The sequence below is a fragment of the Kitasatospora sp. NPDC048715 genome, assembly GCF_043198905.1.
GTDB lineage: Bacteria > Actinomycetota > Actinomycetes > Streptomycetales > Streptomycetaceae > Kitasatospora > Kitasatospora lactacystinica.
The window spans coordinates 30830-54766 of sequence record NZ_JBICVH010000015.1 but is presented as its reverse complement, the minus strand read 5'-3'; the positions used below and the strand labels follow the sequence as shown (position 1 = coordinate 54766).

Annotated in this window: 25 protein-coding genes; 12 read left to right on the top strand and 13 right to left on the bottom strand. The window is 74.3% G+C overall.

Going from position 1 to position 23937, the window contains the following annotated elements:
* The first annotated feature begins 113 nt into the window (after nt 1-113).
* The gene (locus ACGFSC_RS26605) at nt 114-740 is read left to right on the top strand and encodes a CBS domain-containing protein (RefSeq protein WP_359904120.1); all 627 of its coding nucleotides are present in this window, start codon (nt 114-116) and stop codon (nt 738-740) included.
* 140 nt (nt 741-880) lie between these two features.
* Nucleotides 881-1531: a beta-glucanase gene (locus ACGFSC_RS26600; RefSeq protein WP_359903956.1), complete on the top strand. Its 651-nt coding sequence runs from the start codon at nt 881-883 to the stop codon at nt 1529-1531.
* An 84-nt stretch (nt 1532-1615) separates the two neighbouring features.
* On the opposite strand, the gene ACGFSC_RS26595 is transcribed toward ACGFSC_RS26600, so the two are convergent.
* Nucleotides 1616-2182, bottom strand: coding sequence for a hypothetical protein (locus ACGFSC_RS26595; protein ID WP_359903958.1), 567 nt, complete (start codon nt 2180-2182; stop codon nt 1616-1618).
* Nucleotides 2183-2334: 152 nt separating this feature from the next.
* On the opposite strand from ACGFSC_RS26595, the gene ACGFSC_RS26590 reads away from it, so the two are divergent.
* Nucleotides 2335-2673, top strand: a complete 339-nt coding sequence (locus tag ACGFSC_RS26590) for an SHOCT domain-containing protein (RefSeq protein ID WP_359903961.1) — start codon at nt 2335-2337, stop codon at nt 2671-2673.
* Nucleotides 2674-2850: 177 nt separating this feature from the next.
* On the opposite strand, the gene ACGFSC_RS26585 is transcribed toward ACGFSC_RS26590, so the two are convergent.
* Nucleotides 2851-3261, bottom strand: coding sequence for an organic hydroperoxide resistance protein (locus ACGFSC_RS26585; protein ID WP_355266881.1), 411 nt, complete (start codon nt 3259-3261; stop codon nt 2851-2853).
* Nucleotides 3262-3430: 169 nt separating this feature from the next.
* Between ACGFSC_RS26585 and ACGFSC_RS26580 the strand changes: the two genes are divergently transcribed.
* The 3 genes from ACGFSC_RS26580 to ACGFSC_RS26570 all read left to right on the top strand — a co-directional run bounded on the left by ACGFSC_RS26580 (nt 3431) and on the right by ACGFSC_RS26570 (nt 5638).
* Nucleotides 3431-3904 (top strand): MarR family transcriptional regulator, encoded by a 474-nt coding sequence (locus tag ACGFSC_RS26580; protein WP_359903964.1) that lies wholly within the window; start codon nt 3431-3433, stop codon nt 3902-3904.
* 355 nt (nt 3905-4259) lie between these two features.
* Nucleotides 4260-4832: a sigma-70 family RNA polymerase sigma factor gene (locus tag ACGFSC_RS26575; RefSeq protein WP_359903967.1), complete on the top strand. Its 573-nt coding sequence runs from the start codon at nt 4260-4262 to the stop codon at nt 4830-4832.
* Nucleotides 4829-5638: a hypothetical protein gene (locus ACGFSC_RS26570; RefSeq protein ID WP_359903970.1), complete on the top strand. Its 810-nt coding sequence runs from the start codon at nt 4829-4831 to the stop codon at nt 5636-5638. Before ACGFSC_RS26575 ends, ACGFSC_RS26570 begins: the two co-directional genes overlap by 4 nt.
* A 124-nt stretch (nt 5639-5762) precedes the next feature.
* On the opposite strand, the gene ACGFSC_RS26565 is transcribed toward ACGFSC_RS26570, so the two are convergent.
* The 3 genes from ACGFSC_RS26565 to ACGFSC_RS26555 form a co-directional block, all read right to left on the bottom strand.
* A complete protein-coding gene (locus tag ACGFSC_RS26565) occupies nt 5763-6431 on the bottom strand; it encodes a GAP family protein (protein WP_359903973.1) in 669 nt (222 codons plus the stop codon).
* Nucleotides 6432-6703: 272 nt separating this feature from the next.
* Complete coding sequence (gene argG, locus ACGFSC_RS26560) at nt 6704-8116, bottom strand: argininosuccinate synthase (RefSeq protein WP_359903975.1); 1413 nt, start codon at nt 8114-8116, stop codon at nt 6704-6706.
* 211 nt (nt 8117-8327) lie between these two features.
* On the bottom strand, nt 8328-8987 hold the full coding sequence (locus tag ACGFSC_RS26555) for a rhomboid-like protein (protein WP_359903978.1): 660 nt from the start codon (nt 8985-8987) through the stop codon (nt 8328-8330).
* 297 nt (nt 8988-9284) lie between these two features.
* On the opposite strand from ACGFSC_RS26555, the gene ACGFSC_RS26550 reads away from it, so the two are divergent.
* Nucleotides 9285-9995, top strand: a complete 711-nt coding sequence (locus tag ACGFSC_RS26550) for a rhomboid-like protein (protein ID WP_359903981.1) — start codon at nt 9285-9287, stop codon at nt 9993-9995.
* Between the two features lie 75 nt (nt 9996-10070).
* Here the strand turns inward: ACGFSC_RS26550 and ACGFSC_RS26545 are convergent, their stop codons facing one another.
* From ACGFSC_RS26545 to ACGFSC_RS26515, 7 genes are all read right to left on the bottom strand, one after another.
* Nucleotides 10071-10451: a VOC family protein gene (locus tag ACGFSC_RS26545; protein ID WP_359903984.1), complete on the bottom strand. Its 381-nt coding sequence runs from the start codon at nt 10449-10451 to the stop codon at nt 10071-10073.
* Between the two features lie 192 nt (nt 10452-10643).
* A complete protein-coding gene (locus tag ACGFSC_RS26540; protein WP_359903987.1) occupies nt 10644-11543 on the bottom strand; it encodes an STM4011 family radical SAM protein in 900 nt (299 codons plus the stop codon).
* 11 nt (nt 11544-11554) lie between these two features.
* Complete coding sequence (locus ACGFSC_RS26535; protein ID WP_359903990.1) at nt 11555-12889, bottom strand: STM4012 family radical SAM protein; 1335 nt, start codon at nt 12887-12889, stop codon at nt 11555-11557.
* Nucleotides 12886-13728, bottom strand: coding sequence for an STM4013/SEN3800 family hydrolase (locus ACGFSC_RS26530; protein ID WP_359904123.1), 843 nt, complete (start codon nt 13726-13728; stop codon nt 12886-12888). Before ACGFSC_RS26530 ends, ACGFSC_RS26535 begins: the two co-directional genes overlap by 4 nt.
* A gap of 161 nt (nt 13729-13889) precedes the next feature.
* Complete coding sequence (locus ACGFSC_RS26525) at nt 13890-15014, bottom strand: STM4014 family protein (protein WP_359903993.1); 1125 nt, start codon at nt 15012-15014, stop codon at nt 13890-13892.
* Between the two features lie 15 nt (nt 15015-15029).
* Nucleotides 15030-15965 (bottom strand): STM4015 family protein, encoded by a 936-nt coding sequence (locus ACGFSC_RS26520; RefSeq protein WP_359903996.1) that lies wholly within the window; start codon nt 15963-15965, stop codon nt 15030-15032.
* A gap of 116 nt (nt 15966-16081) precedes the next feature.
* Complete coding sequence (locus ACGFSC_RS26515) at nt 16082-17059, bottom strand: STM4015 family protein (RefSeq protein WP_359903999.1); 978 nt, start codon at nt 17057-17059, stop codon at nt 16082-16084.
* Between the two features lie 201 nt (nt 17060-17260).
* Between ACGFSC_RS26515 and ACGFSC_RS26510 the strand changes: the two genes are divergently transcribed.
* The 4 genes from ACGFSC_RS26510 (at nt 17261) to ACGFSC_RS26495 (ending at nt 20961) form a co-directional block, all read left to right on the top strand.
* Nucleotides 17261-17587 carry a hypothetical protein gene (locus ACGFSC_RS26510; protein ID WP_359904002.1) on the top strand — a complete coding sequence of 109 codons (327 nt, stop codon included), beginning with the start codon at nt 17261-17263 and terminating at the stop codon, nt 17585-17587.
* A gap of 114 nt (nt 17588-17701) precedes the next feature.
* Nucleotides 17702-18820, top strand: coding sequence for a DUF6745 domain-containing protein (locus ACGFSC_RS26505; RefSeq protein ID WP_359904005.1), 1119 nt, complete (start codon nt 17702-17704; stop codon nt 18818-18820).
* Between the two features lie 114 nt (nt 18821-18934).
* Complete coding sequence (locus ACGFSC_RS26500) at nt 18935-19747, top strand: MerR family transcriptional regulator (RefSeq protein ID WP_359904008.1); 813 nt, start codon at nt 18935-18937, stop codon at nt 19745-19747.
* A complete protein-coding gene (locus ACGFSC_RS26495) occupies nt 19744-20961 on the top strand; it encodes a glycosyltransferase (protein WP_359904010.1) in 1218 nt (405 codons plus the stop codon). Before ACGFSC_RS26500 ends, ACGFSC_RS26495 begins: the two co-directional genes overlap by 4 nt.
* A gap of 237 nt (nt 20962-21198) precedes the next feature.
* Here the strand turns inward: ACGFSC_RS26495 and ACGFSC_RS26490 are convergent, their stop codons facing one another.
* The gene (locus ACGFSC_RS26490) at nt 21199-21972 is read right to left on the bottom strand and encodes a class I SAM-dependent methyltransferase (protein ID WP_359904013.1); all 774 of its coding nucleotides are present in this window, start codon (nt 21970-21972) and stop codon (nt 21199-21201) included.
* A 1156-nt stretch (nt 21973-23128) separates the two neighbouring features.
* Between ACGFSC_RS26490 and ACGFSC_RS26485 the strand changes: the two genes are divergently transcribed.
* Nucleotides 23129-23878 carry a site-specific DNA-methyltransferase gene (locus tag ACGFSC_RS26485; RefSeq protein WP_359904015.1) on the top strand — a complete coding sequence of 250 codons (750 nt, stop codon included), beginning with the start codon at nt 23129-23131 and terminating at the stop codon, nt 23876-23878.
* The last annotated feature ends 59 nt before the right edge of the window (nt 23879-23937 follow it).

Below are 23937 nucleotides of genomic sequence, written 5' to 3'. Positions count from 1 at the left end.
CGGCGCCGCCGCGAGCGATGCTGCCGGTACCGGCCGGGACGATCCGCGTCCGGTCGGAGCAGGATCGTTGGACGAGGTGAACCGGCGTGCGGCATGCCACCGTCGAATCCGTGATGACCAGCCCCGTCGTCCTGGTCTCCCCCGAGACCGGATTCCGGGAGATCGTGACGCTGCTGAGCGAGTACGACATCACCGGCGTGCCGGTGGTGGACCCGGAGGCGCGCCCGCTCGGCGTGGTCTCGGAGGCCGACCTGCTGCGGACCCTGGCCGCGCAGGAGGACCCGGCCAGCCTGCTGCCCGCGCCCGAGTCGGCGCAGGCCGGCCCGAACGGCGAGGTGACCGCGGCCGATCTGATGACGGCGCAACCGGTCTGCACCACACCGGACACCAGCATCGTCGCGGCGGCGCGGCTGATGAGCCGGCACGGCCTGAAGCGGCTGCCGGTGCTGGACGAGGAGGGGCGGGTCATCGGCATGGTCAGCCGCGGCGACCTGCTGCGGGTGTTCCTGCGCGAGGACGTGGTGATCCGGCGCGAGATCGTCGAGGAGGTGCTCGGCCGGATCGACGGGGTCAGCCCGGCGCAGGTCGGGGTGGAGGTCAACCAGGGGCGGGTGGTGCTCAGCGGCACCGTGCCCGAGCAACACCTGGTGCCGATCGTGCTCAACCTGTGCCGCTCGGTGGACGGGGTGGTCTCGGTGACCGACCGGCTCGGGGCCGAAGGGGCGGCGCCGGTCGGCTGACCGGCCGCGCCGCCCCCGATTCGCACGTTCGTCCCGGACCCGAACGATCCGCTTCGCATACTGCGGAGGGTATCGGGTAACTCACCCTGTGTGCCCGTCAGTGCGGACTGCCGGGACGGCGGAGCTTCGGGGAGGCGGCCGTGGCAGTCGTGTTCGACGCGGACTTCACTTCGACCAGTCAGTGGATCGCCGGGCGCAGCAGCGCCTATCCCCGGATGGGGCCGACCAACCGGAGCGACCACAAACTCGACTACCTCAACCGCGACTACTGCCCCGACGGGGTGTTCGCGGCCGTCCGGCGGCACAGCGGCGGGCTGTGGAGCTGCAACCTGCTGACCACCGAGGGCAGTCCGGACGGCTTCCAGCTCCGTGCCGGGGACGTGCTGTCGGCGAGCGTGACACTGCCCGTCGAGCTCGGCGCCTGGCCGGCGATCTGGACCTGGCGGGACGGCGGCAACGAGGTGGACGTCTTCGAGTACCACCCGGACAACCCCGACCTGCTGGAGATCTCCAACCACGTTCGGGGCGGCTACCGGTACTGGCACGGCGCGGGCTCCGGGATCGGGCCGGGGGCGACCTTCGATCTGCGGGTGGTGCTCGGCGCGAACTCGGTGGACTGGTACGTGGAGGACGAGCTGGTCTACGCGGACCTGCACGGCGTCGGGTCCGGTTGGCACGCGTACCTGATCGTCAACATGTCGGTGGCGGACGGGACGTACCACGACCGGCCGCCCTACGGCGGGCCGGACCGGCTCAGCTGGGTCTGCCGCGGCCTCCGGGTCGAACGCTGAGCGGGCGGGCGCCGAGCGGGCGGGCGGGCTCACGGGTGCCCGAGGTGACGGCGCTCCGTGGGGCTCCTGCGGCTCGTCGGGTGCCTACGGTTCGCGGGGTGCGAAGGCGGCGGTGATCGGGCCGCGCGGGGCGTACCCGCCGCGCGGGTCGAGCGGGGTGAGCAGGGTGTGCGGATCGCGTGGGCCGTACAGGCCCTGCGGACCGTTCCGGCCGTTCTGGCCGTACAGGCCGTTCGCGCCCGGTGGGCCGGGCCGGCCGGAACGCTGGAACCAGACCGCCCGGCGGTGCGGGCCGATGTGGGCGGGGTCGGTCACGTACAGGTCGTCACGCGGGGCGCGCTCGTTGCCCGGGGCGAGCGCCGCGTCCACGGCGCGGTCGGCGAGCGCGCGCAGCAGCGCGGCGGCGGTGCTCTCGGCGGCGGCCGGCGCGATGGCGAGGGCGGTGAGCTCGGCCCAGAGCGCGGTGGTGACGTAGCCGATCGGGGAGTGGCCGAGCGACGGGACGGGGCGCGGGTCCGGGTGGCGCCGCAGCACCCCGGCGGCGACGAGCTGCTCGGGGGAGCGGTCGTCGTCCGGCGGCCGGAAGGCCGTGGGTGGCTGGTGAGCCGTGGGCCACTCGGGGTGGGACACGGGCGGCGGATGGTGGGTCACGAGCGGCACGCTACCCCGGTGGGCGCCGCGCCGGGCACCGGACCGTTTTCTCAGGCTTCCCTCATGCCGCTTTCACCGGTGGCGGGCGCACGATGGTGGTAGGCGCTGCTCACCTCGGCGGGCCCCGACGGGGGCCGGAGGAGGAGGTCCTGATGAGGTACTGGCACGGACACGACCACGTCGTGGGTGGCTGGGGCATGGGGCTGATGGCGTTCGGGACGCTGCTGCTCCTGGTGATCGCCGTGCTCCTGGCCGTGGCCCTGTTCCGCTATTTCTCTCGCTCGCGGCAGCCGATCCCGCCCGGTCGGGCGGCTCCGGGCGCGGGCGGCCCGCAGGGCTGGGGCCAGGCGGGGCAGGGGAGCCAAGGGGGCTGGGGGACGCCACCGGAGCAGGTGCTCGCGGAGCGGTTCGCCCGGGGTGAGATCGACGCGGAGGAGTACCGGCACCGACTGGAGACGCTGCGTTCGGCGAACGGGCCGGGCGGCGATTGATTCCGGTGGCGATCGGTCCGGCGGCGATCGAGCCCGGCGGCGATCGACCCCGGGGCGACACGGAGCGGGCCTGCCGCACTTCGGGTGCGGCGGGCCCGCTCAGTCGCCGGGGGGCGGGGCCGTGGTCTGCCGGTCGGGGGGCGGCGGGGTGTCGGTGACCGGCCGATGGCCGGGTGCCTACTCGACGACCAGCTCGACCGGGATGTTGCCCCGGGTGGCGCGGGAGTACGGGCAGACCTCGTGCGCCTGCTTGACCAGCAGCTCGCCGGTCTCGCCCGCGAGGGACTCGGGCAGCTCGACGCGCAGCACGACGGCGAGGCCGAAGCCGGCCCCGTCCTTGCCGATGGACACCTCGGCGGTCACCGAGACCTCGCTGGTGTCCACCCGGGCCTGCCGGCCGACCAGGCCGAGGGCGCTGGCGAAGCAGGCGGCGTAGCCGGCGGCGAAGAGCTGCTCGGGGTTGGTGCCCTGGCCGCTGCCACCGAGCGCGGGCGGCATGGCGAGGGCGAGGTCCAGCTGTCCGTCGGAGCTGACGGCACGGCCCTCCCGGCCGTTGGCGGTGGCGGCTGCGGTGTAGAGCGCGTCCATGGTGGCGTCCCTTCAGGTCCTGGGTGTTCCTGCGGCCGGTGGTCCGGGCGGTTGCCGGTCCGGCGTGCTTCGCGGCGGCCGCTGGGTCGTCGCTGCGCTGAGACCAGTAGAGCACGCAATTCAATTGCGCACAACTCAATGGCGTGATGGTGATCGGTACCATGGGTCCATGACCACCCATTCCGGCATGGCCGACGAGGAGCTGCTCCGCCTCGACCGGCAGATCTGCTTCTCGCTCAACGCGGCCTCCCGCGCCTTCGGGGGCGTGTACCGGGTGCTGCTGCGGGACCTCGGGCTGACCTACCCGCAGTACCTGGTGATGCTGGTGCTGTGGGAGGAGGGCGAGCTTCCCGTCAAGCGGATCGGCGAGCGGCTGCGGCTGGACTCCGGGACGCTCTCCCCGCTGCTCAAGCGACTGGAGGCGGCCGGACTGGTGCGCCGCGAGCGGAGTGCGGAGGACGAGCGATCGGTCACCGTCCGGCCGACCCCCGAGGGGTCGGCGCTGCGTGAGCGGGCCGGGCAGGTCCCGCGCCGGCTGCTCGCGGCGACCGGGCTGCCGGTCGAGGACCTGGCCGCGCTGCGCGGACTGCTGGACCGGGTGACCGCCGCGCTGGACGCGGCGGAGGTGGAGCCGGCTCCGTAGGGGGCGAAACGGCCCGTGTCCGTGCGCGGGGGCGGCCCGCCGGGGGTCCGGTGGATGGGTGGGTCGGTGGGTCGGGCCGGTGGGGCGTGGGGGTCGGGGGTGCGGTCGTGGGGCTTGTCAAGCCGCCCTCCCGCACCCTGTGATCTGGGTCACATTGTTGCCCCTCGGGCCGGGCTCGTGAGGGCGAAGCGCCAGGTCAGCCACGCTGTTCGGAAGTGAACGGAAACGTTCGGCAATTGTCCGCCCGATCCGGTCAACAACCCGGAGCTCCCGGACGGTTACACCACGAGCCCCCAAGGGGCCGTCGGCGTGCCACCCGGTGGGCCGGCCAGCCGACCGATGAAAGGGGGGCCGCGTGAGCACTCCCGGGCCGGGCGAGGAGCGGGGCCTGCGAGCCGACCCGCTCGGCGACCTGCCGAACGACTTCGAGGCCTTCTTCACTCGCGAGAACTCCGGGTACCTCCGTTACGCCCAGCAGCGCCTGCGGCACCGTGAGGACGCCCAGGACGCCGTCCAGAACGCGGGCACCACGCTCTACAAGAACTGGCGCCGGGCCCTGGCCAGCCCCGATCCGCAGGCCTTCGCCTTCAAGATCGTCAAGGACGCGGTCGTGGACGTGCTGCGCGAGCGCCGCCGCACCGAACGCAAGCGACTGCGGGTGATCGCCCAGCGCCGTCCCGACACCAGCCAGGACGAGCTGAACGAGCTCGCCGAACTGGACGCCCTGGACTGGGCGATGGAGGAGCTCGCGCGGGCCGCCCCGGTCCAGGCCGACGTGGTCCGGCTGCGCCAGGCGGGACTGTCCTACCACGACATCGGACGGTCCCTCGGCATCGCGCACACCACCGCCCGCACCTACTACAGCCTCGGACGGCGCCACCTGGAGTACCTGTTGGAGCACCCGGACGACGACGGGGCGCGGACATGAAGGTCGTGGACCTGCTGCGCGTGCACGCCGGTGAGCTGGCCCGGGAGTTCGACGACCACGATCCGGTGGACTTCACGCGCCGGCTGGCCGAGCGGCTCGCCGCCGCTCGGCGGCCCGCCCCGGCCGTGCGCGAACGCCCCGCCAGGCCGCCCGCCGGTGCCCGGCCGCCGCACGCGCCGGCCTCGGGGCCGAGCCCGGGACCGGCGGCGGGGACGGGGACGGGCGCCGGGCTGGGCACGGGCGCCGGGGCGGGCGCCGGCTCCGGTCCGGGGGCGGGACCCGGTCCCGGGGCGCTCCCCGGGCAGACCCGGTGGGCCGGAGGGCGGGCGGAGCTGCGGCGCGACCTGCGGCACCTGTGCGCGGGAGTGGCGGGCGCGGTGGAGCCGGGCGAGCTGGCCCTGGACCTCGAACTCGCCGAGAAGACCGCCTTCCGCACCCTGGGCTGCCTGCTGTACGGCATGGGGCGCACGGCGGACGGCGTCTTCTGGTGGCGGATAGCCGCCCAGTACGGGGACCAGCTGGCCGTGCACTGCCTGGCGGTGCACTACACGGCCGAGGGCGAGCGGTGCGACGCGGCCCACTGGGCGGCCCAGGCCCAGGACCTCAGCGCCCCGGGCCGGCTGCCGGAGCTGGCGCCGGACGTCCGGCCGGGCGGGGCGGCGGAGCTGGCGCGGGTGCTGGCGGAGCGCTACGACGGCGAGATCCTGCTGACGGTGCGGGAAGCGGTCGCGGCGCGGCCGGGGGCCGACCCCGGGCGGTTGGCGGTCCGGGCGGTACGGGGGCGGGGAGTGGTGCGGATCCGGTGACCGGGTGCGGCTGTCGGGGCGGCCGGTGTGGGGGCGCGTGCCGGGCTGGGGCGGGGGAGCATGCGTGTGGGGAGCGCGGGCCGAGGCCGTCGCCGGGAGCCGGGGGCCGGGGGAGGGCAGGGGGTCAGGTGAGCCCGGAAACGGCGGCGCCCAGGTACTCCGCGCCGAGCAGGAGCGGGACGACGACCATGATCGCCGCGTTGTGGGTGGCCGTCCAGGCCCGCAACTCGCCGAGGGAGCGTCGCGCGCGGCCGTCGGCCCGCAGGTGGACCGCGAAGGGCACCAGGGTGCCCAGCGAACCGAGCAGCACCAGCACGGCGGCCGCCACCGCCGCCTCCCGGCCACCGGTCGGGGCGGCGGCGATGGAGGCGGCCCCGCCGACGGCCGGGACGAGGGTGTTCGGACGGGTCACGACCAGGACCACGGCGAGACCGGCGGACCGGGCGGCGGACAGCCGGTCGATCGAGAGCAGCCAGACCGGCGGGGCGGTGACCCGGCCGGGGCGCGGCCGCTCGCGCCACTGCCGGGCGGCCAGCAGGAGGAGCACGACACCGAGGGCGAGCTTCAGCCAGGACGGCCAGGTCGGCGTGGTGCCGGTGGGGTTCCACGCGGTTCCCGCCGCCACGACGGCGGCCACCACCGCGGTCAGGCCGAGCAGCCAGCCAGCCGTGAAGGCGATCCCGTTGGCCCGGCCGCGCGGTGAGGCGAGGATCAGGAGCAGGGCGATCAGCGGCAGCGGGGAGAGCGCGACCGCCACCGCGGAGGCCAGCATCGGGCCGATCGCCTCGCCCATCCCCGCACCTGCCCTTCCCGCCGCCGGGCGCCGTCCGCCATTCAGCTACCGACGGGCGGGCGGCGCACGGCCGGTGCCGCCGTTCGGGTGAGGGCGGAGCGGAGCGCGGGTGCGGGCGGGTGCGGGGATCGGCGCCGAGGGGCGCCGAAGGGTGGGTGCGGGCGGGTGCGGGGGTGGGCGCCGACGGGCGGGTGCGGGGAGGGTGAGGCGGAGAGCGACGGAGGGCCGCCGCACCACCGGGGTGCGACGGCCCTCCGCGGGCACGGGCCGCGTCAGTCGGTGCCGGACTCGATCGCCGCGAGGTCGAGCGCGGTGGGGTCCTTCTCGTCACCGTTGCCGGCGGCGATGGGAGCCGCACCGCCCGGGGCGAGCTCGCCGATCAGGCCGCTCCACGGCGCCAGCTGGCCGTGCACCGCGTACTGCTCCAGCTTGCTGCGGGAGTCGGCGATGTCGAGGTTGCGCATGGTCAGCTGGCCGATGCGGTCGTCCGGGACGAACGCGGCGTCGACGCTGCGCTCCATCGACAGCTTCTCCGGGTGGTAGCTGAAGTGGGGGCCCTGGGTGTCGAGGACCGAGTAGTCCTGGCCGCGCCGCAGCCGCAGGGTGACGCTGCCGGTGACCGGGTGGCCGATCCAGCGCTGGATGCTGTCCCGGAGCATCAGCGACTGCGGGTCGAACCAGCGGCCCTCGTACAGCAGCCGGCCGAGCCGCCGGCCCTGGGTGTGGTACGTGGCGATGGTGTCCTCGTTGTGGATGGCGTTGAGCAGCCGCTCGTAGGCGATGTGCAGCAGCGCCATGCCGGGGGCCTCGTAGATGCCCCGGCTCTTGGCCTCGATGATGCGGTTCTCGATCTGGTCCGACATGCCCAGACCGTGCCGGCCGCCGATGGTGTTGGCCTCGCGGACCAGGTCGACGGCGCCGGCGAACTCCTGGCCGTTGATCCGGACCGGGCGGCCGAACTCGAACTCGACGGTGACGTCCTCGGTCAGGATCTCGACCTCGGGGTCCCAGAAGGCCACGCCCATGATCGGGCTGACGATCTCCAGGGAGGTGTCCAGGTACTCCAGCCGCTTGGCCTCGTGGGTGGCGCCCCAGATGTTGGCGTCGGTGGAGTAGGCCTTCTCGGCGGAGTCCCGGTACGGCAGGTCGCGCTCGGCGAGCCACTCGGACATCTCCTTGCGGCCGCCGAGCTGGTCGACGAAGGCCTGGTCCAGCCACGGCTTGTAGATCCGCAGGTTGGGGTTGGCCAGCAGGCCGTAGCGGTAGAACCGCTCGATGTCGTTGCCCTTGTAGGTGGAGCCGTCGCCCCAGATGGAGACGCCGTCCTCCTGCATGGCGCGCACCAGCAGGGTGCCGGTCACCGCGCGGCCGAGCGGGGTGGTGTTGAAGTACGTCTGCCCGGCGGAGCGGATGTGGAAGGCGCCGCAGGCGAGGGCGGCCAGGCCCTCCTCGACCAGCTCGGCCCGGCAGTCGACCAGCCGGGCCTGCTCGGCGCCGTACGCGCGGCCACGGGCCGGGACGTCGGCGAGGTTCGGCTCGTCGTACTGGCCGATGTCGGCCGTGTAGGCGTAGGGGAACGCACCGTGCTCGCGCATCCACGCGACGGCGACGGAGGTGTCCAACCCACCGGAGAATGCGATGCCGATCCGTTCACCGACCGGCAGCTTGCTCAAGACCTTCGACATGGATGCACCCTTGACCCGCATGGCGGGCCCCTGATCTAGCGATGTGTGACGGGATTCGGCGTAATCGATCCGATGCCCGAACTCTGGCATAGATTTGCAGAGTAATGCAAGAGCATACGAAAGCCTGGGTGGCCGCAGAGGGCTGCCCGGCCGCCGCGTATCGGGCGGTGATCCTGCCGACTCGCTTGGCCCGACGGGTAGTTGGCGCCGATCAGGGGGTCGGGGCGGGTGCCCGGGTGCGCAGCCAGGCGGTACGGGAGGCGAGCGTGCCCAGCCCGAGGGCGACCAGGTGGCCGGCGTCGGCCAGCTGCTGATCCAGCGCCCAGGCGGCGGCCAGGGCCACGGCGAGCGCCGACAGTCCGAAGCGACGCAGCGGACGCGGGCCGAGCGCGAGGAGGCAGGCACCGGTCGCGACCAGGCCGTAACTGATGCCCACGTCCCGGGCGCGGGAGAGCGCGCCCGGGATGCGGGCCGTCAGCATCACCCACATGGCGCCCTCGGTGAGCAGGGTGGCGCCCAGGTGCCCGAAGACGAAGACCGCACCGGCCCGGGCCGGACCCCAGCGCCACTCGGCCAGGCCCAGGACGACGGCGACCGCCGCGATACCCGCCCAGGACGGGACCCCGTCGACCACGAGGCCACTGGTGAACAGGGTCCACCACTTGCCCACTTCCATGTGATGGACGTTGCTGCTGTTGTGCCGCACGAACCGGGCCCGCTCAGCATGGCCCTGGCTCGCCAGCCAGGAGGCCGTCACGGTCAGCAGCAGGACGTACGCCGTGGTGAGGCGCAGCCGGACGGCGGCTCTCAGCGCGGGGTGCCGGGAAGCCGCGGGGCCGGTCGGTGTCCTCGTGGCGAGGCGATCGCTCATCGTGCCTGGTGCCCTTGTTCGGCGGTTCCCGGAACCGGCTCGCCCGGTGCGCGGGGGGAAGGCCGCGGCCGGGACGGTCCGAGCGTCAGCGTACGCGAACGGCCGGAAGGCGCCGGGGCCGGAGGCGGGGTGCCGGGAGGCGCGGTTCTCCCGTGCGGCCATGTCGTTGTGGAAGGTCGTTGCGGGCGACTCGGCGACTCGGCGACTCGGCGACTCGGCGACCGGTGGCGGGTGGCGGCGGGGCCGGGCGGGGGCGAGGGTGAGGGGGATGGTGAGGAGTGTCGCGAGGAGGCGTCGATGGGCGGCAGCACCGTCAAGGGCCCCGAGGCACACCGGCGGCCCCGGTGGGCGCGTGCCGCCCACGCGGTGTGGGCCTACGTCCGGCGCGCGCCGGGGACCTACATCTGGCTGGCGATCCTGCTCGTCACCACGCAGGTGATCCGGCACGTCGATCCGGCGACCGCCGACCGCATCCTGGAGCGGCGTTCGACCAACCTCCACCACCTCCAGGTCTCGCCGGTCCGCGTCCTGGTGACCAGTGCCCTGTGGATCGCGGGCGGCGGCTGGCTGTCCTACTTCCTGCTGTACAACCTCTTCCACGTGCCCGCCGAACGATGGCTCGGCACGCTGCGCTGGATCTCGGTGGCGGCGCTCGCGCACGTCGGCGCCACGTACCTCAGCGAGGGCGTGCTCGGCTGGGCGATCCACCGCGGGCTGGCCTCGCCGAGCGCCGTCTACACCCTGGACTACGGCGTCAGCTATGCGCTGGCCGGAGTGGTCGCGGTACTCACCTATCTGATCGTCCGGCCCTGGCGATACCTGTACGCGGCCGGGGTGTTGGTGGTCTACGGACTGGGCGTGCTGCAGAGCCGGGACTACACCAGCATCGGCCACTTCAGCGCGGCCCTGATCGGCTTCGCCTGCTACCCGCTGACCCGCGACCGCCCGGGTTCCTTCGACCCGGTCGCCTCGGCCCGCACGGTCTGGCGGCGGGCGCGCCGACGGTGACCGACGGCCGTCGATGGGACGGGTCGGCGGGCGGGTTTGCGGGGCCGCCCGCCGACCGGGCGGGTGGCGGGACTACTACCGGCCGAATCGCTGGGACACGCAGAGGATGTTGCCTTCGCTGTCCTTGAACCAGGCCGCGCGCATGCCCTCGCCCTCGGCGACGCCGTTGACGGTCTTCAGACCGGGGAAGTCGTACTCCTCGAAGGTGATACCGCGGTCGCGGAGGCCGGCCATCTCGGTGTCGAGGTCGGCGACCTTGAAGCTGGCCAGGGTGTGGGCGGCCTGACCGCCGCTGGGGGTGTGGTAGACGGTGACCTGGGTGCCGCCGGTGTCGCAGACGAACTCCTCCTCACTCTCCTCGGCGAGCTTGAGACCGAGGGTGTCGGTGTAGAAGGCCTTGGCGCGGGTGAGATCGGCGGCGGGGATGACTGCTTGCAGCGGAGCGTCTCCAAGCATGGTGTTTCGCCTCCTCCCTGTCACCAGGCTAGGGATGTGCGGGCGGTACCGCCCGGTGGGCGCGGAACGGCTTCGGACTGTGCGCGGGAGGTTGCCGGACGTCATGCGGGGCCGGCCTCCGGAGCGAGGTGACTTCGGCGGCGCGGGCGAAGTGAGGCCCTCACCCGGGGTGGCCGGTCGGCGGCGGAGGTGTCACCGGCCCCGTGGCCAGCCGTGCGGCACACGTTCCAGTACTCCCGCACCGAACAGCTCGTACAGCGGCAGGGCCTCCAAGTGGACGTAGCCGATGTGACAGTCGCAGACCGGCAACGGACAGGCCCGCGCCCGCAGTCGGGTGCGGTAGCTGCCGTCGTACAGGTTGCCGAGGACGTCCCGGACGAAGTGGCAGCGGCGCACCGTGCCGTCGCCGTCCACCGACAGCACGGACTCGCCGGTGCGGCACGGCAGCCCGGCGCTGGGATGGGCGTGCCGGCTGTAGCCGAAGTGCGGGTCGAGAGCGGCCCATCGGGCGGCCTCGGCGTCGGTGTAGTCGAGGCCCTCGGCGGCGTTGACCCACAGGTAGACGTCCTCGGAGAGCTCGGCGCGCAGCCGGCCGGCCTCGTCGAGGTGCTCGGGCTGGCCGACGACACCGACGCTGTACCGCACACCGAGTGCGTCCAGCTCGCGGCACTTGGCGAGGAAGCGGTCACGGGTGACCTGGCCGGGATGGAAGGTGACCCAGAGGGCGAGGGCGTCGAGGTCGGCCTCGGCGAGCCAGCCCGTGCGGCAGCTGAGGTTGGTCTGGATCGCGACGCGGCGGACGTGCGGCAGGCGGCTCAGCTCGACCAGCGCGCGGCGGTACCAGGACCGCACCAGCCCCTCGCCCCAGGGCGTGAACAGCAGCGACAGGGTGTCGCCGGTTCCCGCGCGCCCGGTGGCCCAGCCGGTGAAGCGCTCCAACGCGGCCCGGTCGGCCCGCAGTTGTCCGGGGCTGTCGCGCCGCTTGGCGAACGGGCAGTACGGGCAGTCGTAGTCGCAGGAGGAGAGCGGACCGCGGTAGAGCAGGGTGAGGTCCCGCGCGCCGTCCTCCGGCGGCCGCGAGGCGGAGGGCATGCCGAGGAAGGTCATTTCGCCTCGTACGCCGCCATCAGGGCCCGGACCCCGGGCGAGAACAGCATCGGCCCGACGGCGTCCGAGTGCGCCAGGCCCTCCGGGCTGAGCCGCAGGAACGCCGGGTCGCCGTCGGCGAGCCAGCCGCGCTCGGCGAACCGGGCCAGCTCCGCCGGGAAGTCCTCGGCCGGGGACCCGCCGAACCGGGCACGGTAGTCCGCCAGCGGCATGCCCTCGGCCTGGAGCAGGGACTGCACCAGGTGCCGTCGGCGCGGCTCCGCACCGCCCATCCAGTGACCCACCTCGGCACGGTGGAAGTCCTCGGTGGCGACGTAGTCGTCGATGATGCCGCGCACCTCGGTGGCGTTCACCGCGTAGTCGAAGGAGTAGTGCAGCCGCGAGGTGTAGGAGCGGGCGCCGCAGCCCAGGCCGACCATGCCGTCGGTCTGGCAGGCGTACTCGCCCGCCCCGGCCTGCGGGGAGGCGGCCCGGCGGAACATCCGCATCGACACCTGCTGGTAGCCGTGGGCGAGCAGGTGGTCGCGGCCGGCCCGGTAGAGCGCGAGCCGCCGGGTGTCCCAGGAGGAGCGGCTCTCCTGCTCCCCGCGCCGGGCCAGGCCGGTCAGCGGGCGGACGTACAGCGGGTAGAGGTACAGCTCCTCGGGCCGCCAGGCGAGCGCGGTGTCCAGCGAGCGGAGCCAGCTCGCCTCGGTCTGGCCGTCGATGCCGTAGATGAGGTCGATGTTGAGCACCGGGAACCCGGCCGCGCGGATCCGGCCGAGGGCGGCCTCCACCTCGGCCCGCTTCTGCGGGCGGACGGCGGAGCGCGCCTCGGCGTCGTCGAAGGACTGCACGCCCAGGCTCAGCCGGGTGGTGCCCCGGGCGGCCAGCACCTCCAGCCGGTCGGCGGTCGCGGTGGCGGGCGAGGCCTCCACCGAGAGCGGCACCGCCCGCAGGTCGGCGCCCATCCGCCGCTCCGCGATGTCGCACAGCCGTTCCAGCTCGCCGGCCGTCAGATAGGTGGGAGTGCCGCCGCCGAACGCGGCCAGCGCGAACCGGGCCCCGTCGTCCAGCGCGGCGCGCACCGCCGCGGCCTGGCGCTCCAGGGCGTCCAAGTAGGCCGTGCTCAGGCCCTCCGGGCTGCCGATCCGGGTGAACAGGTTGCAGAAGCCGCAGCGGACCTCGCAGAACGGGATGTGCAGGTAGAGCGAGAGCGCGTGCTGCGGCTCGCCGGCCCACAGCTCGCGCAGCGGCGGACGTCCGGGCAGCGGGCGGTAGGCCGTCTTGTGCGGGTACGCGTAGACGTACGACTGGTACGGCGAGTCCGGGCGCGGGGGCGCGGTGGTCATGCGGGCTCCTCGGAGGTCGCGGCGGCGCCCGCCGGTCGGGCGGGGAGGGTGAAGTGCGCGTACGGGACCGTCCAGACCACCTCGTGGCCGATCCGGTGCCCGATGTAGCCGTCCTCGCCGTAGGCGGTGCCGTGGTCGGAGCAGACGATCGCGAAGCAGGGGCGGCGGGCGCTCATCGCGGCGAACAGCCGGCCGATGTGCGCGTCCACGTACTCCAGGGCGGCGGCGTGGCTGGCCCGCGAGTCCCCGTGCTCGCGGGTGGCGCCGGGCAGGTGGAACCAGTTCGGCTGGTGCAGTGCCGAGACGTTCAGGAAGAGGAACAGCGGCTGGTCGGCGGGCTGTTCGGCGGCGACCCGCTCGGCCCGGGCGACCTGCACCTCGAAGGACGTCGGCGAGGCCACGCCGGACTCGGGTGCCCAGTGGCTCTCCTGGAAGAGGCCGGGGAGCACCGAGCCCAGGGGGCCCTGCTTGTTGAAGAACCCCACGCCGCCGATGCACACCGTGCGGTACCCCGCCGCGGCCAGGGCCGTCGGCAGGTCGGGGGCGTCGAAGACCCAGGTGCGCGGGGCGGTGCTCTCGGATCCGGCGAAGCGGGCCGCGAACAGGCGCGGGTGCGGTCCGTCCGGGGAGGCCGGGGTCGGCAGGAAGCCGGCCAGGATCGCCTGGTGGGAGGCGTAGGTGAAGCTGCCGGGCGCGTGCCGGCGCTCCCAGCGGCCGCCGGGGAGGACGGCGGCGAGGTGCGGGATGCGGCCGGCGGCGGCCAGTTCCTCGGCGACGTCGAAGCGGAGCGTGTCGAGGGTGACGAGCAGCAGGTCGTGGCTGCCGACGACGGCGTTCATGTCGGGGGTGGGAGCGGGGGTCGGGGTGCGGTCCGGAGTGTGGTCCGGAGCCCGGGCGTGGGCCGGAGCCGGGGCGTGCGCCGGGACGTGGGCCGGGGTCGGGGCGTGGTCCGGGATGTGGGCCGGGGTCGGGGCGTGGTCCGGGGTGGTGGTCAGGTGGTTCATCGAGCGGGTTCCGTGATCTGGTGGTCCGTCGTCGCGGGCGACGACGGGGAGGGGGCGGTGAGGGCGGCCAGCTGGGCGCCGTAGGTGTCCAGGCCCTCGGCGGGGCCGCCGGGCAGGCCGGTGAGGCGGGGGAGCAGGTCGCCGAAGGCGTTCACCTCGCCGACCAGGGCGCGCCGCCAGCCGGCCGTGGGCAGCACGTCGACGCCGACCATCGGCGAGCCGGGGAAGCAGGCCGCCGCGCGCTCGGCCGTCTCCAGCAGGGCCGGCCAGGCAGGCCCCGCGGCCTCCCGGACCTGGTCGATGCTGCCCCGGGCGCCGCCGAGGTGCAGGTTGGTCATCGGCTGGGTGCTGGTGCGCACCACGGCGTGGGTGGCCCGGCCGGCGACCACCACGACCCGCAGGTCCGCCGAGCGCCCCGACTGCGAGGCCTTCGGGATCCACTGCTCGACGTGCAGGCCGTCCGGTGCCAGGCCGTCGACGATCGCGGCGACCTCCCGCTCGCCGCGGTAGCGGCGCACCCGCAGCGAGTTGTGCAGGCCGCCGTCGGTGAGCTCCACCGAGGTGGTGGCCTGCACTTGTCCGCGCGGCCCGAACTCCAGGGCCATCACCCCGGAGGCGGAGGAGCCGTGCGCCGGCTTGACGAAGACCCGGTGCAGGCCGGCCGCGGCGAGGCGCTCGCGCAGGTGCTCCCAGCCGGTGACCTCGCCGCCGAGCGCCCTGGGCACCGGCACCCCGGCCGCGGTGAGCAGCGGGTGCGCCCGGCGCTTGTCGAACATCACGGCGATCTCCTCCGGATCGCCGAGCAGCCGTACGCCGGGCCGGGCGGCCAGCCCGCGCAGCGCGGCCATGACCCCCGCGTACCAGACGGCCGTTCCCTCGACCCTGGTCGGCGCGTAGCCGGGGCCGAGCGCCGGGCCGCGCAGCAGCAGGTCGACCTCGGGCTCCTCGCCGGGCGACTCGATGCGCAGCAGGCCGCCCTCGGGCAGCCGGTACCGGCCGCGCAGCACGTCCAGCCAGGGCAGGACGGCGGGCTCGGGCAGTCCGGCGGCCCGGGCGGCGGCCGCGAACAGCGTCACCCGTCGGTGCCCCGGGTTGCCGAGGACGGTCAGTCGCACGGTCATCGCCTCCGTGTCCGGCTACTCGGAGACCGAGACGTAGCGGTCGTCCTCGTCGTCCATCTCGTCCGCCTCGGCGTCGTCCAGGTCGAGCTCGACCCCGGGCAGGGCCTCGTGCAGACGTTCCTGCATCGCGTCGCTCAGGTAGTGGTGGTGCAGGTCGAGGGAGCGCAGGTGGGTGAGCGGCTGGCCCTCCAGCAGGGTGGTGGCGCCCTCGTCGGAGAGCACGCCCATGGAGATGTCGAGCGACTCCAGCCGGGCCACCACGGGGGCGTGGGCGAGGGCGGCGGCGATCTCGTCCTGGAGTTCGCTGTTGGCCAGCCCGAGGTGGCGCAGCTTCGGCAGCCGGGAACCGTCCAGGAACGGTGCCAGGTCGTCCATCGTCGCGTCACCGCCGTACTCGTCCACGCCGAGCCAGAGGGTCAGGCGCTCCAGCGCGGGCAGTTCGGAGCCGGCCACCGCGCGCACCACGGTCGCCGGAAGGCCGCCGGACTCGAAGCGCAGGCTGGTCAGCCGGTCGTGCCGCACCGGCTCCAGGGCGAGGTCCGTGCCGCCGCGCACGGCCAGCGACCGCAGCCCGGGGAAGGCGTTCAGCAAGGGGGTGACGTCGTCCATCTCCAACCAGGAGATCTCGCACTCGTCGAAGGTCACCTCGCCGAGGAACAGCGCCTCCAGGGCGGGCAGGCGCCGCGCCTCGGCCGTGACGGCCTCGACGGCGGAGCGTACGGACGTGTAGCCGTCCTGCCACCAGGCGCCGATCACCACGGCGCGGACGCCGGCAGGGTCGACCTCCTCCAGGAAGGACTGCCAGAGCTGGACGAAGTCCTGCTTGGAGCCGTACTCGAGGGACAGCCGCCAGGCGACGGCGCCCGCGGCGGGCCGCGGCCGGGCGTCGTCGGGCGTGAACTCGTGGACCGGCAACTCGTGGAAGCGTTCGATGTGGCGGGAGACGGTCATGGAGGATCCTGGTGGGTCGAGTGGTCGAGTGGTCGAGTGGTCGAGTGATCGGACGGACGGACGGACGGACGGACCGGCGGGCGGTCGGTCGGGTGCGTGCGTGCGGGAGGTGACGGTTACTCGGCCACGGCCACGTAGCGCCACCGGTCGTCGGGCTTGCCGGGCTCGGAGAGGTCGACCTCGACCCCGGTGAGGGCCTGGCGCAGGCGCTGCTGCATCTCCTCGGTCAGGTAGTGGTGGTGCAGGTCGAGGGAGCGCAGGTGGGTGAGGGGCTGGCCCTCCAGCAGGGCGGTGGCGCCCTGATCGGTCAGCACGCCCATGGAGAGGTTGAGCGACTCCAGCCCGGCGACGACGGGCGCGTGCGCCACTGCGGCCGCGATGTCGTCCTGGAACTCGCTGTTCTGGAGGCCGAGGTGGCGCAGCGAGGGGAAGCGGGTGCCGTCCAGGAACAGCGCGACGTCGGCCATCGTCGCGTCGCCGCCGTAGTTTTCCACGCCCAGCCAGAGCTCCAGCCGCTCCAGGGCCGGGAAGTCGCAGCCGGCCACCGAGCGCACGACCGAGCCCGGCAGGCCGCCGGCCTCGAAGCGCAGCGCCTTGAGCGCCTCGTGCCGCAGCGGCCGCAGGGCCAGACCGCCCTTGCCGTCCCAGTCCTGCGAGGCGCCGCGCACCACCAGCTCGGCCAGCCGCGGGAAGGCCGTCAGCAGCGGCGTGATGTCGCACTGCTGGATCCAGGAGATCTCGCACTCCTCGTAGGTGATGTCGCCGACGAACAGCGCGCGCAGGGCGGGCAGCCGGCCGGCGGCGGCGACGATCGCCTCCATCGGCTCCTGGAAGCCGTCCGGCTCGTCCGGGGCCCACTGGCCGATCACCAGGGCGGTGACCCGCTCGGTGTCGACGGCGCCGAGGAACTGCTCCCAGCGCTCGGCGAACGTCGCCTCGGACTCGTAGTCGAGCTTGACCCTCCAGGCGGCCGAGGCCGCGTCCGGCAGCTCGACGGCGCCGGATCCGCCCTTCTCCTCGGCCTCCTCCAAGGCCTCCACGAAGTCGAAGACGGGGAGACCGTGGAACCGCTCGATGTGGTCGTTGACAGTCATGCGCTGCTCCTCCGGGATCTGGGCCGAACAACTGTCTACCAGTCGGGACTGACAATCCGGCGGCCGGGTCGCCGCCCGGGCGGGTTGTCAGACCCTTGCTCTATGTTCGGGTCCTGGCTCCGGAGAGTGACCGCGGCAGACGCGGCGGAGCCGTGGGTTCCGGCGTCCGCCGGGATCCGGCCGTACGGCGAGGGAGGACTGATGTACCGCCAGGGCGATGTGCTGATCGTGCCGGTCGAGGAGAGCGCGGTGCCGCCGCGGGTGGCGGGGCTGGCCGTGCAGCCCCGGGACGCGCGGGGCCGGATGGTGCTGGCGCTCGGCGAGGTCACCGGGCACGCCCACGCCGTGGTCGGCCCCGGCGAGCTGCGCCGCGAGACCGGGCCGTTCGGCGCGGGTTGGCTGCACCTGCCCGAGGGCGGCCGGGTGGTGCACGAGGAGCACGCGGCGATACCGCTGCCCAAGAGCTGGTACCGGGTGGTCCGCCAACGCGAGTACGCGCCCGGCGCGGTGCGGGTGGTCGCGGACTGACGACCGCTCCGCCCGCCGTACGGGTGGGGCACGAGGGCAGGGCGCGGCCGGGGTCGCGGCACGGGAACGGGAACGGACGGCTGGGCGGGGAGCCCGGCCGGGAACGGAGCAGGGATGGAAACGGTGATCCACGACGAGGCCCGCGGCGACCGGGCGCAGGCGCGGGAGCTGCCCGGGCCGGCCGAGGCGACGGCCCGTTGGCGGGCGGCCGGGGCGGCCACCGGGCCGGGGGACAGGGCGGCGGCCGAGCGTGCCGTCCGGGCCGCCTACCGGGCGGCCGGACTGCCCGAGCCCGCGGCCGTCCGCTGGTTCGGCTCGCCGCTCGCCGCGACCGAGGCGGCCCTGGAGCTGAGGGCCGCCGGCGCGCAGAGCGTGCGTGAGGCCGTGCGCACCCGGCCCTGGGAGGAGGCCCGTCGACGGGCCGTCGAGCAGGTCGGCACCAGCGGGTGGGCGGGCCACTGGGCGCTCACCGGTGGCGAGCTCGGACCGGTCACCACCCCGCTCGCCGACCGACTGCGCAACGCCGTGCTCGACCGGCTCGCCCCCGAGGCCGACCGGGAGGCCGACGTCGCCGTGGCCGAGGAGGCACGGGACCGCCGCACCACCGTCCGGCTCGCCCTGCTGGACGCCGTGCGGGGTCAGCACGACGCGCCGTGGTTCGCCGCCTTCGAGGCCGCCGGGGCGAGCGCCGACGCCGTCGCACCGCTCGCCGAACTGGCCCGGGAGGCCGGCTGGTGGTGGCCGTACCGGGAGGTGGTCCTGCTCAGCGAGCGGCCGGCCGTCCTGCACCGCGACGAGGCCGGACGGCTCGACCGGGCGGACGGGCCCGCCCTGGAGTACGCCGACGGCTTCGCCCTGCACGCCTGGCGCGGCATGCCCGTCCCGCCGGAGTTCCTGGCCGGCCTGGCCGAGGTGACCGTCGAGCGGATCCGCACCGAGGAGAACGCCGAGCTGCGCCGGGTCCTGCTGGAGCACTACGGCTACGAGCGCTACCTGGCCGACTCCGGCGCCGAGCCCGTCCACCGGGACGAGACCGGGGTGCTCTGGCGGATCGTCCTGCCCGACGACGAGCCGGTGGTGATGGTCGAGGTGGTCAACTCCACCCCCGAACCGGACGGCACCCACCGCACCTACTGGCTGCGCGTCCCCCCGAGCACCCGCACCGCGCGAGCCGGGGTCGCCTGGACCTTCGGCATACCCGAGAGCGCCTACCACCCGCAGCGCGAGACCTGATCCAGGATGCCTCCAGCCATCCGGAGCGGGCCCCTGAGCTGCGCGTGTTGACCCTCACCCCACGTCAGGCCGCACGGTGGGGCGCAGCGAACGAACGGATGATCGGAGGGACGCATGAGCTGGTCGGTGGGCCAGGTCTCCGGCTTCGCCGGGGTCACGATCCGGACCTTGCACTACTACGACCGGTCCGGGCTGCTCGCGCCCAGTGAGCGCAGCCCGGCCGGCTACCGGCTCTACAGCGGCGCGGACCTCGCCAGGCTCCAGCAGATCCTCTTCTACCGGGAGCTCGGCTTCCCGCTCGACGAGATCGCCGACATCCTGGCGGACCCGCAGGCCAACGCGCTCGACCACCTGCTGGCGAGGCGGCAGGCCCTCACCGAGCAGATCGGCCGCCTGCAGAAGCTGGTCGACGTCGCCGAGCGGGCCATCGAGGTCCAGCGCACCGGGGTCGAGCTGACGCCGCAGGAGCGCTTCGAGGTCTTCGGGGACGTGGTCTTCGACCTCAGCTACGCGGCCGACGCCCACCTCAAGTGGGGCGAGCGGGACAGCCACCAGGAGGCCCTGGCCCGCGCCGCCACCCATTCCAAGGAGGACTGGCAGCAGCTGATGGCGGAGGCCGCCGAGTGGCGCGGCCGGCTGCTGGAGGCCTTCGACGCGGGGCTGCCGGTCGACCACCGGACGGTGCTGGACCTCGCGGAGCGGCACCGGCAGCACATCACCCGGTGGTTCACACCCTGCCCGCCGGAGATGCACTGCCGGATCGCCGACGACTACGAGGCGGACGCCCGGGCCTTCGCCCTGGTCGTCCCGCCGGCCGAGCAGCGCCCGGGCCTGGCCGGCTACCTCCGTGCGGCCATCGGTGCCAACGCCGAGCGGCGCGACGCGAACGACCTCGACGGCGACGACGTCGACGGGGCGGCCCGATGAGGATCCTCGTCATGGCCGCCGGATCGTACGGCGACGTCGCCCCCTACACGGGGCTCGGGGCGTACCTGCGCGGTGCGGGGCACGAGGTCGCGCTCGCGGCGCCCGAGGCCTTCCGCGAGCTGGTGGCCGGCAGCGGCCTCGACTTCCGGCCGCTCCCGGTCGATCCACGCGGCGCGGGTGCCGGGCCCGCGCGCGGGCGCTCCGAACTGCTCGCGCGGGCCGCGGCGTTCATCGGGCAGCTGGGCGACGTCCTCGCGGACGCCACCGCACCCGGCGCCGATCTGCTCCTGCTGAGCACCACCACCGCGCCGCTGGGCTGGCACCTCGCGGAGGCGATGGACGTTCCCAGCCTGGGGGTCTACCTGCAACCCACGCTGCCGACACGGGAGTTCCCTCCGGTCGTCGGGGGCGGCCGCTCGTTGGGGAGCTGGGGCAACCGGGCGGCGGGGGCGCTCGGCCAGCGGGTCGTCGATCGTCTGCACGCCGAGGCCGCCCGCCGGATGCGGTCGCGGCTCGGACTCCCGGCGCTCTCCCAGACCGCGCGCCGGCGGGCCGTGGAACGGGCGCGCTGGCCGGTGTTGCACGGCTTCAGCCCGACCGTCGTACCGCGCCCGGCCGACTGGCGGGAGGGACTGCGGGTGGTCGGCAACTGGTGGCCGTACGTACCGGACGACCACCGCCTCCCGGCCGAGGTCGAGGACTTCCTGCGGGAGGGACCGCCACCGGTGTTCATCGGCTTCGGCAGCATGGCGGCCGGGCAGGGCGAGCGGCTGAGCACCCTCGCGGTGGAGGCCCTGCGGCGGGCGGGCGTCCGGGGCGTGGTGCAGGCCGGCTGGGCCGGGATCGCCGGGGAGGGCGACGGCGTGCTGACCGTCGGCGAGCTCCCGCACGCCCGGCTGTTCCCGCACATGGCGGCGGTCGTGCACCATGCGGGCGCGGGCACGGCGGCCGCGGCCCTGCGTGCGGGCGTGCCGAGCGTCCCCGTCCCGGTGACGGCGGACCAACCGTTCTGGGCCGGTCGGCTCGCCCGGCTCGGTGCCGCCACCACGCCGGTGCGGTTCGCCGACCTGACCGCCGACCGGCTGGCGGAGGCCGTCCGGCAGGCCGTCGAGGAGCAGCGGCTGAGGGAAGGGGCGCAGGAGGTGGCCCGCGCGATGGCGGAGGAGGACGGCGCGGCCCGGGTCGCGGAGGCGGTGGCGGCATTGGGCCGGTAGGGGAGGAGCGGACGGGCCGTCGCGGGGGCTCGGGCCAGGGCCCGCTCCAGTCGGTCGAGCACCACGGCGGTGCGCAGTTGCGGCGCCACGGGAGCGCAGTGGTCCCCGGCGCCCCGGACCGGCGCTCGGACCCGCGGCCACTGCGGTGAGAGGGGGTTCGAGGCCCGAGTGGCGCGGATGGTCGGGATGCCGCTCGTGCTGCGGCCGCCGGGGACCGTACCGGAGCCTTTCGGGAGGTCAGGGTGCCCGGGCGATCAGGACGGGCTGGAAGAAGCCGGTGTCGACGGGCTGCTCCCAGCGGATGCCGGACAGGCCCGCCTCGGCGGCGAAGGCGCTCAGCTGGTCCTGGGTGAGCGCCCAGTAGGTGGAGCGGCGAACCGCGACCTGCCACTCGCCGGCGTCGTCCGGAAGGAGACGGAAGAGCTCCAGGTCGTACCGCTCGCCGTCCTCCCGCCACTGCCAGAGCTGGAAGAGGACCGACCGTCGGCCCTCGTAGTCGGCGGTCTGCGGCGACGTGGAGGCGGGCCGGGTGCGGCGCAGTTCGTCGTACGGGCGGGTGGTGAGAAGCACCAGTCCGCCGGGACGCAGGACTCGTCGCATCTCACCGAGCGCGGCGCGGACGTCCTCGGCCGTGAGCAGGTGGGGCAGCGCGTTGTCGGCGCAGACGACGACGTCGAACCGCCTGTCCGGGAAGGGGAGTTCCCGCATGTCGGCGGCGGCGGTGGGAAGCCGGATACCGCGCTCGGCGGCCTCGGCGGTGGCGCGGGCGGCGGAGACCGGGCTGAGGTCACTGCCGGTGACGCGGTGGCCGAGCGCGGCCAGGCCGATCGCTTGGGTTCCGATGCCGCAGGCGCAGTCCAGCACCTCGGCCGGGCGGTCACCGAGGTGTCGGCGGATCAGGGCGTCCAGCGCGGCGCCCTGGCGGGCGACGGAGGCGTTCCAGTCGGCGTAGAGGAGGTGGTAGTCGTCGGCGAACGCGTCGTAGAAGCGGCCGAGGGCGGAGTCGGTCATGGCGTCAGGGTCTCCAGGGGAGGCGGGAGGCGGGAGGCGGGAGGCGGGAGGCGGGAGGCGGGAGGTGGGCGCGGCGCGGGCGCGGCGACCGGTACGTCCGCCACGGCGCTATCCTCGCCCGGGCACACTGGCACGGAGTACCGGTTTTCCGGGGCCACCGAGGGGCGGGCAGGTTACGGACACCGGACGGTGACGCCCGGTCGGACGGACCGCCGCCGGTTCCGCTGGTCCTGCCGGTTCTGCCGCTCCGCCGCGACGGCGGCGACCGGCCCGGCCCGGCCCGGCCCGGCCAGCGCGAGCGCATCGCGACACCGGTGGCCTGGATGGTCTTCGCATTGGGGATCTGCTCGTCGGGCTTGCTCAGCCCCGCCACGCTCGGAGCGCTGAGCGGACTGGAGCCCTTCAGGATCGCCTCGACCTGCGCTGCGACGGCCGAGCTGTCCACACCCTGCGGACCGCCACCGGGCGGACACGAGGCGGACGTCGCCGAAGCGTTGCCCGCGCCGGCGATCACCACTGGCAGGGCCAGCGTCAGCGGCCCGCAGGCGACGAACCCGACGAGCACGCCGAACGCCTTCTTCACGACGCCCGCCAATCACCGAACCGGGACTGGGACGACGGCGGAGGCGGATGAGGGCACAGGTGTGCCAGGGCATGCTGCATCGCAGCGGCTCCTTGCGGGATTCGTAGGACAGCGCGGTGCCGGCCCCTCGTGCGAAGAAGTCGCCGGCACCGCGCCGGTGGTGAAACCGCCCTCGTTCAGGGCGGGCCCGGGTCAGGGGAGTTGGTAGCTCCCGGACGCCGGTCTCGGGTCACGCGCGGCAGCCGGCCGCGCTCGTGATCTCAGCTGGAACACGAGGCCCTCTTCGGGGTGTAGGGAAGGTTCGCGCACTCCGTCGCGCGGTCTCGCCTGGATGAGACAGCGCGGGCCAATGCGCCTCGGGCCGGGCCGACTTGGCCTGCTGCCCGGTTGGCATGGCGAGACAGTAGACGCGAACTCCGGCCGCACCAAACGAGCCCCGACAAGCCCCGATGTCCTTGCGCCAGCCGTTAGGCGCGGCCGCCGATCGCGACTACCGTCCCCTCCACCGGCACTCCCGGCGGCCGCCACGGTGTGCGCCCGGAGTCGGCTCACCCCTGCCCGAGGAAGGCCCCTGTGAACGACTTCACCCTCCACCGAGGCGACGCCCTCACCGTGCTGAAGACCCTCCCCGACGAATCCGTCAACGCGGTCATCACAGACCCGCCGTACAACAGCGGCGGCCGGACCAGCTCCGAGCGCACCAGCCGCGACGCCCGCGCCAAGTACGTCACCAGCGGTTCCGCCCACGACCTCAAGACCTTCCCCGGCGAGAACCGCGACCAGCGCTCCTACCGCTCCTGGCTCACCGAACTCCTCACCGAGGCCTACCGGGCCAGCGCCGAGCACGCGGTCGCCATGGTCTTCTCCGACTGGAGGCAGGAACCCACCACCAGCGACGCCCTCCAGATGGCCGGCTGGACCTGGCAGGGCACCATCCCGTGGATCAAGCCCGCCAGCCGGCCTCGCAAGGGCGGCTTCAAGCAGTCCGCCGAGTTCATCACCTGGGGCGTCAAGGGCACCCTCGACAACCGCCGCAACCTCTACCTGCCCGGCCACTTCATCGCCAGCCAGCCCCGCAAGGACCGCGTCCACATCACCCAGAAGCCGCTGGAGATCATGCAGCAGCTTGTCCAGATCTGCCCCGAAGGCGGCACCGTCCTCGACCCCTTCACCGGCAGCGGCTCCACCGGCGTCGCCGCCCTGCGCGAAGGCCGGCGCTTCGTCGGCGTCGAACTCTCCCCGCACTACGCCGAGATCGCCGAACAGCGCCTGCAAGCAGAGCTGACCCAGGACGACTTCGCCCTCGCCGGACCGGAGGCGTGACATGAGGCCGTCCCGGTCGACGGCCCGCAGACGCGAAAGGGCGGCTGGAGCACCAAGCT

Bases quoted from the DNA above. Each gene is read 5' to 3' on its own strand.
- ACGFSC_RS26605 (WP_359904120.1), top strand. From the start codon at position 114: ATGACCAGCCCCGTCGTCCTGGTCTCCCCCGAGACCGGATTCCGGGAG.
- ACGFSC_RS26590 (WP_359903961.1), top strand. From the start codon at position 2,335: ATGAGGTACTGGCACGGACACGACCACGTCGTGGGTGGCTGGGGCATG.
- ACGFSC_RS26585 (WP_355266881.1), bottom strand. From the start codon at position 3,261: ATGGACGCGCTCTACACCGCAGCCGCCACCGCCAACGGCCGGGAGGGC.
- ACGFSC_RS26580 (WP_359903964.1), top strand. From the start codon at position 3,431: ATGACCACCCATTCCGGCATGGCCGACGAGGAGCTGCTCCGCCTCGAC.
- ACGFSC_RS26570 (WP_359903970.1), top strand. From the start codon at position 4,829: ATGAAGGTCGTGGACCTGCTGCGCGTGCACGCCGGTGAGCTGGCCCGG.
- ACGFSC_RS26565 (WP_359903973.1), bottom strand. From the start codon at position 6,431: ATGGGCGAGGCGATCGGCCCGATGCTGGCCTCCGCGGTGGCGGTCGCG.
- argG (WP_359903975.1), bottom strand. From the start codon at position 8,116: ATGTCGAAGGTCTTGAGCAAGCTGCCGGTCGGTGAACGGATCGGCATC.
- ACGFSC_RS26555 (WP_359903978.1), bottom strand. From the start codon at position 8,987: ATGAGCGATCGCCTCGCCACGAGGACACCGACCGGCCCCGCGGCTTCC.
- ACGFSC_RS26550 (WP_359903981.1), top strand. From the start codon at position 9,285: ATGGGCGGCAGCACCGTCAAGGGCCCCGAGGCACACCGGCGGCCCCGG.
- ACGFSC_RS26545 (WP_359903984.1), bottom strand. From the start codon at position 10,451: ATGCTTGGAGACGCTCCGCTGCAAGCAGTCATCCCCGCCGCCGATCTC.
- ACGFSC_RS26540 (WP_359903987.1), bottom strand. From the start codon at position 11,543: ATGCCCTCCGCCTCGCGGCCGCCGGAGGACGGCGCGCGGGACCTCACC.
- ACGFSC_RS26535 (WP_359903990.1), bottom strand. From the start codon at position 12,889: ATGACCACCGCGCCCCCGCGCCCGGACTCGCCGTACCAGTCGTACGTC.
- ACGFSC_RS26530 (WP_359904123.1), bottom strand. From the start codon at position 13,728: ATGAACGCCGTCGTCGGCAGCCACGACCTGCTGCTCGTCACCCTCGAC.
- ACGFSC_RS26525 (WP_359903993.1), bottom strand. From the start codon at position 15,014: ATGACCGTGCGACTGACCGTCCTCGGCAACCCGGGGCACCGACGGGTG.
- ACGFSC_RS26520 (WP_359903996.1), bottom strand. From the start codon at position 15,965: ATGACCGTCTCCCGCCACATCGAACGCTTCCACGAGTTGCCGGTCCAC.
- ACGFSC_RS26515 (WP_359903999.1), bottom strand. From the start codon at position 17,059: ATGACTGTCAACGACCACATCGAGCGGTTCCACGGTCTCCCCGTCTTC.
- ACGFSC_RS26510 (WP_359904002.1), top strand. From the start codon at position 17,261: ATGTACCGCCAGGGCGATGTGCTGATCGTGCCGGTCGAGGAGAGCGCG.
- ACGFSC_RS26505 (WP_359904005.1), top strand. From the start codon at position 17,702: ATGGAAACGGTGATCCACGACGAGGCCCGCGGCGACCGGGCGCAGGCG.
- ACGFSC_RS26500 (WP_359904008.1), top strand. From the start codon at position 18,935: ATGAGCTGGTCGGTGGGCCAGGTCTCCGGCTTCGCCGGGGTCACGATC.
- ACGFSC_RS26495 (WP_359904010.1), top strand. From the start codon at position 19,744: ATGAGGATCCTCGTCATGGCCGCCGGATCGTACGGCGACGTCGCCCCC.
- ACGFSC_RS26490 (WP_359904013.1), bottom strand. From the start codon at position 21,972: ATGACCGACTCCGCCCTCGGCCGCTTCTACGACGCGTTCGCCGACGAC.